Annotated in this window: 2 protein-coding genes; both read left to right on the plus strand. The window is 56.5% G+C overall.

Annotated features, from left to right (window positions below; translation table 11 throughout):
- Nucleotides 1-84 precede the first annotated feature (84 nt).
- On the plus strand, nt 85-10716 hold the full coding sequence (locus SH410x_RS09365; protein ID WP_473676245.1) for an FG-GAP-like repeat-containing protein: 10632 nt from the start codon (nt 85-87) through the stop codon (nt 10714-10716).
- A gap of 77 nt (nt 10717-10793) precedes the next feature.
- Nucleotides 10794-12218 carry an IS66 family transposase gene (tnpC, locus tag SH410x_RS09370; RefSeq protein WP_473669496.1) on the plus strand — a complete coding sequence of 475 codons (1425 nt, stop codon included), beginning with the start codon at nt 10794-10796 and terminating at the stop codon, nt 12216-12218.
- Nucleotides 12219-12335 lie beyond the last annotated feature (117 nt).

Here is a 12335-nt window from a genome sequence, read left to right on the forward strand (position 1 = left end):
TTCAAAACGGGTGCTCGCAAGGGCCGGAAACACCCACGGCGCAGGAATCGCGTTTGCCGGTACGAGGCTCTCGAGAGTCGCCGCATGCTCGCTGCGGCGATCTGGCATAACGTGCTGCATTCACCCAACGTCAATGCGGACGCTGGAGTCACTGCGCTCGATGCGTTGACGGTGATCAATGAACTGAACAATCGAGTCTATAGCGATCCAGACAGCGCGGGATTGGTGACGGATTTGCCTGATGCGCAGCGCCCTCCGTACTACGACGTGAACTGTGACGGGAGTGTCACGGCGCTGGATGCCCTGTTGGTCATCAACACACTCAATGATATCGATTTCTATCCAGGATTCGAGTTTGATTCGACCCCCAATGACGCTGCCCAGGGATTTGAGGGGAGTTATGAGGCATACGGATGCCACGTCAAGCTGTCCGAAGGCACCTCGCTGCGTACGGAACTGACCAGTCACGTCGTCCTGCCGGCGGAAAACTCCGGTGTGCGACTGCAGTTTGATACGCCAGAGTTTGACACCTCGTCGACCGACTCGATGCAGGATTCATTCGAAGTCACGGTGACGGACCTGGAGGGCAATCGTGTCACACAACCCTATGCGTTTGGCCGCACGGCATCATTGAATTGGTCCGAGGGTTCCGGAATCGCTGCCGGGGCGGCGGCGGTCGTGGACGATGGCTCGGTATCGTCAGGGACGACGCATGAGGTCGTGATCAATTTGGCGCACCTCGCTGCCGGTACAGAGGTGATCGTCACGGCGCGACTCGTTAACAACGATGGAGACGATGTTTCGTCGATCGTGGTCCGCGACATCAAACCGATTACGGGGCTCGAGCTGCCGCCGTTGGACTATGAAGGAGAGCCCATCGACGCCGTCGGCGATCGACAGCCCCTGGTTCTGGACAATCTCGAAGACGTTTCCTCGAGCATGCAGGCCGAGTATGGGCGGACATCGTATACGTCCGACCGATCGCAAGTGATCAGCGACCTGGTCGTGACCAACCACGGCAACCAAGCGGTGACGGGGCAAATGATCGTGGTGCTGGATCAATTTTCGAGCGTCGAAACGTACGTGATGCACCCCGATGGGTTGCTGCCCGATGGACGACCGTATTTTGACATGACCAGCTACATCGATGGAGCTCTCGCGGCGGGGGCATCGACACGCTCGAGAGAGATTCGGTTCACGAACCCCGGCGAGCAGCGATTTCAGTATCGATTGACCACCCTGGGTGATCTCAATGTCGCACCGAGCGGGTTTGACACGACGCCCGACGACAAGATCGAAGCGGGCCGTACGTATCGATACGCCGCAAACGCGATCGACGAGGATGGCCAGTCGTTAACGTACAGCGTGGTGTCGGGGCCCTCATCACTGACCATCGATCCGGATAGCGGAGAGCTCAACTGGGATACAGCCCTCGAGGATATCGGCAGGCATTCGGTGAGCTTGCGCGCGACCGATCCGTTTGGCCTGTACGTCGATCAGTCGTTTGCGATCGAGGTGCTCGGGGCCCTACAAAACCGTCCACCCAATTTCACCACGGACCCGGTCACCGACGCGATTGCATCGAGCGGATTTGAAATCACGACCGTGGCCACCGGGGAGAATCCATCGGGGGCTGCCGTCATCAGCGGCTTCCAGGGCCCCCGATTGGTCACGACGAATGCTGGAGACCAAACGCTTTCAATCCTGTCGGGTCAGAACAATGACCGCTTCGATGACCGAACGACGATCTCAACGGGAGAACCACGGCCGACTGATTTACCTTTCGATGTTGGCTATAGCGTCGATTTAGGGCTACCGCAGTTTGTTTCATCCTATGACGCCAACGACGTGGTGGGAATGGACCAGTCGGACTTTAACGGTGACGGAATTCTCGACCTCGTGGCGATGACCTATCGGTACGAGTGGACTCAAGGCAAAATCAGAACACTCGAAATCGTTGCGATGTTGGGCGATGGCGATGGCGGCTTCGGCGCGCCGAACGTGATCGCCTCGCTGGTTCCTCCGAGTTCCAATGGTGCTCGCAATCTCATTGCGAGCGACCTCAATGGCGACGGATTTGTCGATGTCGTAGCGGTGGAACGCAGATCATCCACGTTAGTGACCATTCTGGGCAACGGCGACGGCACGTTTGCACCGCATACAGAGACAACCTACGACAAAAATATCAGTGATTTTCGCATTGCGGATATTGACGAGGACGGCATCGTCGACCTTGTCGGGCGTACAGCAGCACTTGGTTTTGGTGCGAGCTATGAACTGATGTGGATGCGTGGTTTGGGCGAGGCGACCTTTGCCGCACCCACGATGATTGCGGCCGCTGGATCGGGGTCAAACTGCTGCTATTTAGACTCCGTACGAGCAGCCGACGTGGCGGACCTGAACCACGACGGGCATATCGACATTGCCATCGCAGGCTCCAATACCAATATCCAAATCTATCACGGTGACGGCGAGGGCAACTTTGCATTGGCCGCTGAAATGGATCCCCCAGGATCCGCATTCACATACGATCCCGACTGGCTGCGAATCGCAGACTTTACGGGCGATGGGAACCTCGATATTGCGTATGTCCACGTCGTCGACGCACAGCTCAATCTGTTCGTCGGCGACGGCGACGGCATCCATTTCACTCATCAAGAGGGGGCCTCTTTCCATCGGAATAGTAGCAACGACGCCGGTAGCGACGACCCTGTCGACATCGACGGCGATGGCGATCTCGACTTGATTTTTGGCACTACCGGTGGTGATTCCATCGCGACTCAAATCTTGCTCAATGACGGGAGTGGCCAATTCACTCGAACCGACTATGCCATGTTCAATTTTGGCGGTTCGTTTTCCGGGAATCACGATATCGCACGCGGGGGAATGTTCGGTGACTACAACCGCGATGGAGTGATCGACTATTCGTACTTCACTAGCGGCGATGATTTCAATGGTGTCGGCATTCGTCTGGGGACTCGACCGGGTGAGTTTGGCGCGACGCGCACGATTCCTTGGACCGACGATTTCAAAGACAGTGAAGTCCACCCTGGCGACTTTGATGGTGATGGTGATTTGGACCTGCTTTCGCTACGGTCTTCGCAAATGTTCCTCGGCAACGGCGATGGAACCTTTGCGGATCCGTTTCCTGCGTTCGGAGTTTCTCGAGCGGGTGCGTTTGGATCGATCGCCGACTTTAATCTCGACGGACTGCCGGACGTGGTTGCCACCCGCGCCAACACTTATGGGTCTCGTTATTTCGTCGCACTCGCCAATGGCGATGGAACCTTTGAAATCAGTGATGACCAGCTCGTTGAGTCCAGCTTCTATGGATACTCGGCGACACGAATCGCCGATTTCAACAACGATGGCTATCCTGACTTTATTGCCAAGACCAGCGTTGAACGCCAAATCGATGTCCATTTGAATGATCCCGAAAACCCAGGAACGTTTCAGCGGACTTTTCGCACAACGGTCGATGGCCAAGGTGTCAATGTCTCGAACTGGGATCAGTCATTCGCGACGGCCGACTTTACGGGTGACGGAATCCTCGATATCGCCCTGGCCGACCAGCTTGCCGGTGAGCCCATGAAGTTGGTCGTGTTTGCGGGCGATGGTGCGGGCAATTTTGAATTTGCTGCTGAGACGTTTGCCTTTGAAGATGCCTTTTGGGGCGGTCTCGGCGTTCGGTATTACTCCCCTGGTGACTTTGCCACTGCAGATCTCGACGAGGATGGCCGCGCCGATCTGGTATCGTTCACGACCTATGGCCCGCGGATTCTTCTCGGTCTTGGCGACGGGGCGTTCCTGCCTACCGACTTCTACTCGAACAGGGGAACGGACCAGCGAGGTCGCGATAGCTACCTGATCGATTTTGACCAAGACGGCCATATCGACATGGTGGAAACGGGCGCGGGCAGTACAACGATCGTCATCCACCGTGGCTTGGGGGACGGGACCTTCGAGGAGCCGACTGAGGTGGGGATGATGGGATCTGCCTCGCAAGCTGCCTTTGGGGACCTGGACCATGACGGCCATCTCGATTTGACGTTTGTGGTGGAGGGGGCAGGTAATTACAACGCAAACGACACGGCAATCTTCGCTGGCGTTCGTGATGGTCTCGTCGACCTGCTATCGGTCGATCTTAACGGCGACGGCAACGAAGAAGTCCTGGCGATCAATGAAGCCAATGATCGACTGAAATGGTTTGTGGGCGATTCGCTTGGCAATCTCTCACGTCAACCGGATCTGTTCACGGGACGGGCGCCCCAGGCAGTCGCGGCCGCGGATCTTGATGGCGATGGCCTGCTGGAGATGGTCACCGCGAATCGTGCGAGCCGATCGATTTCCGTCTTCAGCGGTAACGTCGACCAAGGCTATCAGGCAACCGAATACGCGGTCGGTGACGCACCAATCGATATTGCTACGGCCGATCTCAACGGTGATGACCTTGAGGATCTCGTCGTTCTGGACGAAGGCGAACAAGCCCTCTGGGTTTTCCTGAGTGATGGGACCGGCGTGCTGACCACACCGCTACCAATTGCTCTGGGCGATCGTCCTGGCCGAGTGGTTCTTGGCGACGTCGATGGAGATCAGAGTGTCGATGCGGTCGTCACCCTGCCCGATTCCAATCGGCTGATGATTCTCGGCAAGATTGGCTCCGCATCGGTGGCGTCACCGGTCTATGTTTCTCTATCGAGTTCGCCTGCGGACGTGTCAATCGTCGATCTGAATTCCGATGGTAACGTTGATCTTGCTGCCGTCTTGCCCGGCGAGAATGTCTTGAGCATTCTCTATGGGCGGGGCAATCACCAATTCGCCAAACCTCAAGACGTCGCCGTCGGTGACTCGCCGACTCGCGTTGCTCTAACGGATGCCGACGAAGACGGGCGTACCGATCTCGTCGTGACCAATTTTGGTGACGATACCCTGAGTGTGATTTACAACCGATTCGATCCCAACGAAGTCTACCGGTACGATTCCGACGCGATTGATCCGGATGATGACACGTTGATCTACGCGATTGTCGATGGTCCCGGTGGCCTGATTATGGATGGTGAAACGGGTGAGCTGCTATGGGCTGCTTCGCCGGACCAGGTCGGTGTTCACGACGTGACGATCAGTGCGGATGATGGGCGTGGAGGCGTTGCGACGCAGTCATTCAAAATCGATGTCGTGCCAGCACGTGACAACGCAGCACCACTGATCGCGACCGAACCCGTCGCCAAAATCGGCGCCGGTGAAACGTTCGATTATCCTGCCGCGGCGATCGATGGGGATCGCGATGCATTGCGTTATCGACTGATCGATGCACCTGCGGGGGCCACAATCGACCCGACCAGCGGACACGTGCAGTGGGATGCACGTCCCGATCAAGCGATGGTGTTGGGAATGCATGGTCAACCGGGCAACATCGTCGCTCCTGTTGATCCGTCACTCAAACCAGACAGTATCACCGTTGAAGGCTGGTACAACCTACACACGCTGCCGCGATTCCAATTGCTGATGGGTGATGAGGGACGCAACGGACTCGCTTACGACGTCACTGTCGTTGAAACGAATCAGTTGTTGCGCGTCACTCTATCGTTTGATAACAGTGCTGACCGCATCAGGTTCGAGGTTCCTGTCTCGCCCGTCACTGGGCGCTGGTATCATGTCGCTCTTACGTATGAGGCCGCAACCGGTACGGCCACGCTCTATGTCGACGGCGTCGCGGTTGGTTCGGGGACGACCCCCAATCCACAACCGTTAGCCTTCAACGAGAACGCCGACACGCAGATCGGTGGTCGATCAACATCGGCCACCCATGCAAAAATCGACAATTATCGAATTTGGAATGTCGCTCGCACTCCGCAGCAGATTCGAGAAGGGCTGGGACGACAATATGAGAACGAACCTCATTTGGTACTGGACTACCGTTTTGATCTGCCGAACACGCAAACGGTTCGCGACTATTCGGGCGCGGGGAACCACGGCTACCGCGTCGCGGCGGACGCCGCCCCCACGTTGACGTCGGGGCTTGCTGACGCCGGTCTGCACTCGTTCACGATTGGTGTTGACGATGGTCGCGGGGGATTCGATACGCAGTCATTCGAGATAGAAATCGTGCCGGAACTTCGCGGCAGTATCGTGGGGCATCTATTCAATGACCTCGATGGTGACGGCGTTCAAAACGACGTCGGCGTTGAAGACGCCCCGGTCGAACGGTCACTGAATGGGTGGCAGCTTTACATCGACACCAACGCCAACGGGTATCCCGATCCGAGTGAAGTATCCGCCACAACGGATGCCGATGGTAACTATCGCTTGGACGGCCTCCTGCCGGGAAGCTATCCGCTACGAATTTTACCGGTTGCTGGCTACGAAACTCCAACGGGCAGCGATGTATCCGTTTCAGCGAGCGCAGAGACTGCGTTTGATTTGGCAATCGAACAATTGTCGTTGAGCCATATTCGCGGCAAGCTCCGCACGCAAGACGACGCCGCAATCGCATACTGGAGCGTGTACGCGGACTTAGATCAGAATGGTCAGCGAGACGCTGGCGAGCCGGTGGCACTGACGGATTCAAACGGTGACTACGCGCTGACGGGTTTAGCGGCCGGTGATTATACGCTCCGGCCTGATTTGCCAGCCGGTTGGTCCGACACCCAGGGCCGAGATGGCTTGTCGATCACTTTGGCGACCGACGAAATCTTGGCGGATAACGATTTTGTGCTCGCACCGACGAACACCTCCGTCACCGCGGGTGTTCACTTTGTTACGACCCCGCCAAGTGCGGTCGAAGCCCGACAGACGTACCGCTATGCGTCGGTCGCTAAGAGCATTTCAGCTGGCGCCATTTCCTACGATCTATCGCTCGGCCCCGACGGCATGACAGTCGATCCGGCGAGCGGGCTGGTCGCTTGGCGGCCATCGATCGATCAAGTCGGCGATCATACTGTGGTCCTAAGAGCCACCTCTGAATCGGGGTCGATCTCCCTGCATGACTTCGTCATCGGCGTCGCCCCGCCCAACACACCGCCTGTCGTGACGAGTGTCCCGCCATCGACCGCGTATGCGGATCTCGCCTACGTTCATGATGTGGTCGCTCAAGACGCTCAATCGGCAAGTCTCAGCTTCTTTCTAGAAACGGCGCCAGCAGGTGCCACGATCGATGAGTCCTCCGGGCGAGTGACCTGGAATCCCACCGCAGCGGATATCGGGGATGTTGATTTCGGGGTTGAAGTGGTTGATCAAGACGGCGGGATGGCATCTGTCGCGTGGACGGTCACCGTTCAGTCCAGTTCGCCCACGGCGTTTCCAATCACGCTCGATTTACCGCGAAACACCTCGGTGGTGGATCAAGGCTACCTCAGCCAAATTCGTGGCACGGATGCTCTCGGTCGGCCCGTCATGTGGTCGTTAACCAACGGCCCCAACGGCTTGACGATCCAGTCCGACGGGGCGTTGGTCTGGACACCGACAGCGGCACAGTTCGGTCAACAAACCATCGAAGTATCTGCAATCACTGCCGACGCGGAGCCCCAAGCCGTAACGTTTTCGATCCAGGTTACTGGAGCGGACGCGAACTCCGCACCGTTGATCATATCGGTTCCAATTACCGCAACCGTCGTGGGTCAGGAGTACCGATATGACATGGATGTCATCGACCCAGATCGTGACATGCTATCGTTCTCGCTGCTCGCAGCCCCGGCTGGGATGAGTATTCATCCGTCGCTCGGCACCCTGCGCTGGGTCCCAGATGTCGACCAGTTAGGTGAAACCGAAGTGACGATCGAGGTTTCGGATCCAGCGGGTAAAACGACGCTGCAAACTTTCCGATTGACCGCTACCCGGTTTGGCGGTCCGCCGCGGTTTGAGTCCTTCCCGCCGACAGAAGCTGCCGTCGGTACCGCATACCTCTATAAAGCCAAAGCACGCGACGCCGAGGGCGATCCGCTCGTCCACACTTTGCTGACCGCGCCAGTGGGCATGACCATCAATCAAGTAACGGGTGAAATTAGCTGGACACCGACCGCCGATCAAATGGGCCGGCATGATGTCGTGGTCCAAATCGCCGATGGCGTTGGTGGTGCTGTGACACAAGCGTTTGCGATCCGTGTCGCAGATGGAGTGCCCAATCTGCCCCCGACGATTACCAGCGATTCACCACGCTTCGGCGCCGTCGGGACCGCCTACCACTATCAGCTTCTCGCTACCGATCCTGAGTCGACCCCGATTGTCTATTCGCTTCGCCAAGGGCCCGATGGGATGACGGTCGATGGGGCCACCGGCAATGTCGTGTGGACACCTGCGACTGATCAAGTCGGCAAGCATGTGGTCACGCTCCTCGCCACTGACTCAGGTGGTGCCGCGGCGATTGAATCGTTCGAGTTCGATGTGCTTGCCGAAAACCAAACGCCACTGCTTTCAGGCTCGCCACCCGTCAACGTCGCCGCTGGCGAAGTGCTTCGCTACAACGTGTTAGCAAGCGATGCGGATCTGGATCGCTTGACGTTCGAACTCACCGATGCACCCGATGGCGCGACGATCGATACGTTCGGCCGGATCACATGGGCAACGTCAGTGGCATTGATCGGGTTGCATGACTTTGCTGTGAAGGTGACTGATCCGCGTGGTGGTGAAGCGACTCAAGCCTTTGCGCTTGAGGTGATTGAGGACCTGATCGCTCCGAAACTGAGTTTGATCGAGAACCTCGGTGATGGAAGCCGCAACATCTTGCCTTGGCAGGGGCCTTTTACCGTCTTCGTGCGTGCGATTGACAATGTCGAGATCGCTTCGTTGACCTTGCAGGCCAATGGAAAGACCATTCCGCTCGATGCCGCGGGAACGGCGACGTTTACCTTCGAGGAGTGGGCGTTTGCGACGATCACTGCGACCGCGACGGCGATCGACACCAACGGCAACATCACGCAAAAGACAATCGAGTTTGACTACGACTTCCCAGAAGGCTGGAGCGGTGCTGGCACAGAAGACATTCCGACGGCGATCATCACCAGTCCCGCGGATACCAATGCCGTCACGGGCATGGTTAGTATTGTCGGAACGGCATCGCACGCTGACTTTGCGGCGTACAAGCTATCGTACCGGCACGTCAATGAGACCTCATTTACAGAGTTCCTAGAAAGCACAACGCCCGTCACCAATGGGGAGCTCGGTGTTTGGGACACGACCCTTTTGCTAAACGACGAATACGTCATACGCCTCGAAGTCGCTACCAATGCTGGCGTCGTCAACGTCGTTGAACATCACATCGGACTGGCGGGAGAGCTCAAACTAGGCAACTTCCGACTATCGTTCACCGACATGGTGATTCCCGTCGCCGGCATCCCGATCGAGATCACACGCATCTATGACACGTTGCAAGCTGATCGAGAGGGCGACTTTGGTTACGGATGGCGACTGGAGTATCGCGACACGGATTTGCGAGTCGGCTTACCCAAGAGCGGGCTGGAAGACATCGGCATCTACAGTCCGATGCGCCCCGGCGTGAAGGTCTACCTGAACGTGCCCGGCCAAGGCCGCCAAGGATTCACGTTCAACCCTGAAATCCGTGTCCTCCCCGGTTTTGGCGGCAACAATCTGGTGCTCGCCCGACCGCGGTTCACCCCCGACCCCGGCGTGACCAGTACCCTGTCGACCGGCACGAGCGGCTACTTGCAAGTCAACGAACAGGGCGAACTATTCGCCCCAGGTGGCATACCTTACAACCCAGCCAGTCCCGACTTTGGAGGGGCATATGTGCTGACGACGCGTGATCAGGTGACCTATCGGATCGATGGTGCAACTGGCAAGCTAAATTCTGCAATAGATCGCAATGGCAATTCGCTGCGATTTACTGGAAGTGGTATCGAATCGAGTTTGGGCCCGGTAGCTTTAATTTCGAGGGACCGGCAACAAAGAATAACGTCAATCTCAGATTCGCTTGGCGGCATGATCGTGTATTCATACCTGGGAGATCAGCTTGTAGCGGTCCGTGACCGCAATGGTGAGGCCGTATCCATCGGTTACGATTCTCAGTCACCGCCACTCTTGGACGAGATTGTGGATCAATTTGGAACGCCAGTTTTGTCATCCAAGTATGACGAAAATGGAAGACTAACCGGTGTAGTCGATGCTGATGGCAATGCATCAACAGCCTTGTTCGACCCATCGCAGAAATCCTCTGAGATCACTGATGCTCTTGGCAACAAGCGAACCCTAGTATTTAACGATTTTGGAAAAATCACTAGCGCAACGGACCCAATGGGGAATGTCCGTCAGTATCGATACGACTCCAATGGGAACTTACGTGGGCTTACCGAATCGGATGGTGCAACGAACCAATTTGAGTATGACCAAGCAGGAAACTTGGTTACGCTTGTCGATGCGCTTGGTGGACGGACTTACCAACGTTTCGAAGATGGACAAATCACTGAACGCACAAATCGGCTCGGGTTCTCCGAAAAGTTTGCCTACGATGAATCTGGGAATTTGACCTCACATATAGACTACCGAGGACAAGAGACATCTTGGACCTACGACCAACATGGCAATTTGCAACGAATTATAGGCCCAGACGGCAACTGGACGGAACTTCAGTATTCGCCGGCTGGTCGGCTTATCATGTCAAGCAATGCGGTTGGACAGCAACTTGAGATCATGCGAGACGCGAACGGTCGGATTACAAAGTCCTCCATCTCACATCCGGTAACCGTTCACGGCCTTCGGCCCTGAACGCATCGAGATTTCAGGATTTCTGCAGTGAAATTGCTATCGGTCGATTTGGCGACACCGGCTAGAATGCTGAGATCATGGATGGAAAAGCAAGCAACCAGTGCCAAGAGTGCGTCCAATTAGCTGCCAGAATAGCTGAGCTAGAGAAGCAGCTTGCCGCGATCCAAGATCAACTTGCCAAGGCAAGCAAAAACTCGGCGACATCGTCCAAGCCACCTTCGAGCGATATCACCAACCCACCACCCAAACGAAAAAAGCCAGGCCGCCCTCCCAAACGAAAACGGGGCGGACAACTCGGCCATCAACGCCACGAGCGGAAATCCTTTCTGGATGAGCAAGTCGATCTCATCCTTGAGTATCGCTACGACGAGTGTCCCTGCTGTGGTGGTTCGCTATGCGAAGGCGACCTTGATTACAAGACGCTCCAGAGCGTGGAGCTGATCGATAAACCAATCACGATCACCGAGCACCGACGGGTCGGCCAAACCTGCCAAGACTGCGGAAAAACGCATCACTGTGCCTTGCCCGATGACATTCAACGGGCTGGATTGGTAGGGCCGAAGATGACCGCTCTGATCGGTTGGCTCAAAGGCGTTTGCCACATGTCAATTACGAAGATCAGAAAGTATTTCCGTGATATCGTCGGCGTGACGCTCAGTCGTGGCTTGATTCAAAAGCTCGTCGGCAAGGTCAGCCAGAGCATCGCCGATCCCTATCAAGAATTGCTGGACGCGATCTCCCAGCAGAGCCATCTCAATGTGGATGAGACGGGTCACAAAGACGACGGCAATAAACTCTGGACCTGGTGCTTTCGTGCCTACCTGTTTACCGTTTTTAGGATTTCTCCGAGTCGCGGCAGCAAGGTGTTGCTGGAAACGCTGGGAGCCGAATTCGATGGCACGATCGGTTGCGACTACTTCTCGGCATACCACAAATACATGCGACTTGATAAGAACGTCAAGCTGCAGTTCTGCATCGCTCACCTGATTCGCGACATCAAGTTTCTGTGCAGCCACCCTGAGCACGCCAACCAGGTTTACGGGCAGCGGTTGCGTGAAGACTTTCGCAAGCTTTTCAAGACGATTGCTCGCCGCGATGAGTTCGCCAGCGAAACAACGTTTCGCCAGTCGCTCGAACGCATCCGCAATGAGATCGTTTGGAATGCGACTGGCGAACAACCCGATACACAACACGCCGCCAACATGGCAAAGCGTTTCTACGATCACTTCGAAGACTACTTTCGCTTCATCAGTGACCCGCAGATCGGCCCGACCAACAATCTGGCCGAGCAGGCGATTCGGTTTGTGGCGATTCATCGCCGGATGACGCAAGGAACGCGTGGCGAGAATGGTCAAGCTTGGTTTGAACGGATCTGCACCGTGGTGGTAACCTGCGAGCAGCAAGGTCGCAGCGTGTTTGAATTTCTGGTTGAGTCGGTGAGCCAGTTTCTTCGGGGCGAGCCGTCGCCGAGTCTACTGCCAGCCTCCTGTGATAGTTCGTAGCCTCACTCTGCTGTAGTTTCAGCGGTGGAGATCCAGAATGGTGGATTTTCGGAGGATTGGCTCCTGCGTCCAATGGGCAAAAAGGGCTCAACCGATCGAAGTGCGTGCATCGACGGC

This window comes from Rhodopirellula sp. SH410 (genome assembly GCF_055811895.1).

What these genes read in the sequence shown, in the direction of transcription:
- SH410x_RS09365 (WP_473676245.1), top strand. Translation starts at nt 85, where the DNA reads ATGCTCGCTGCGGCGATCTGGCATAACGTGCTGCATTCACCCAACGTC.
- tnpC (WP_473669496.1), top strand. Translation starts at nt 10,794, where the DNA reads ATGGATGGAAAAGCAAGCAACCAGTGCCAAGAGTGCGTCCAATTAGCT.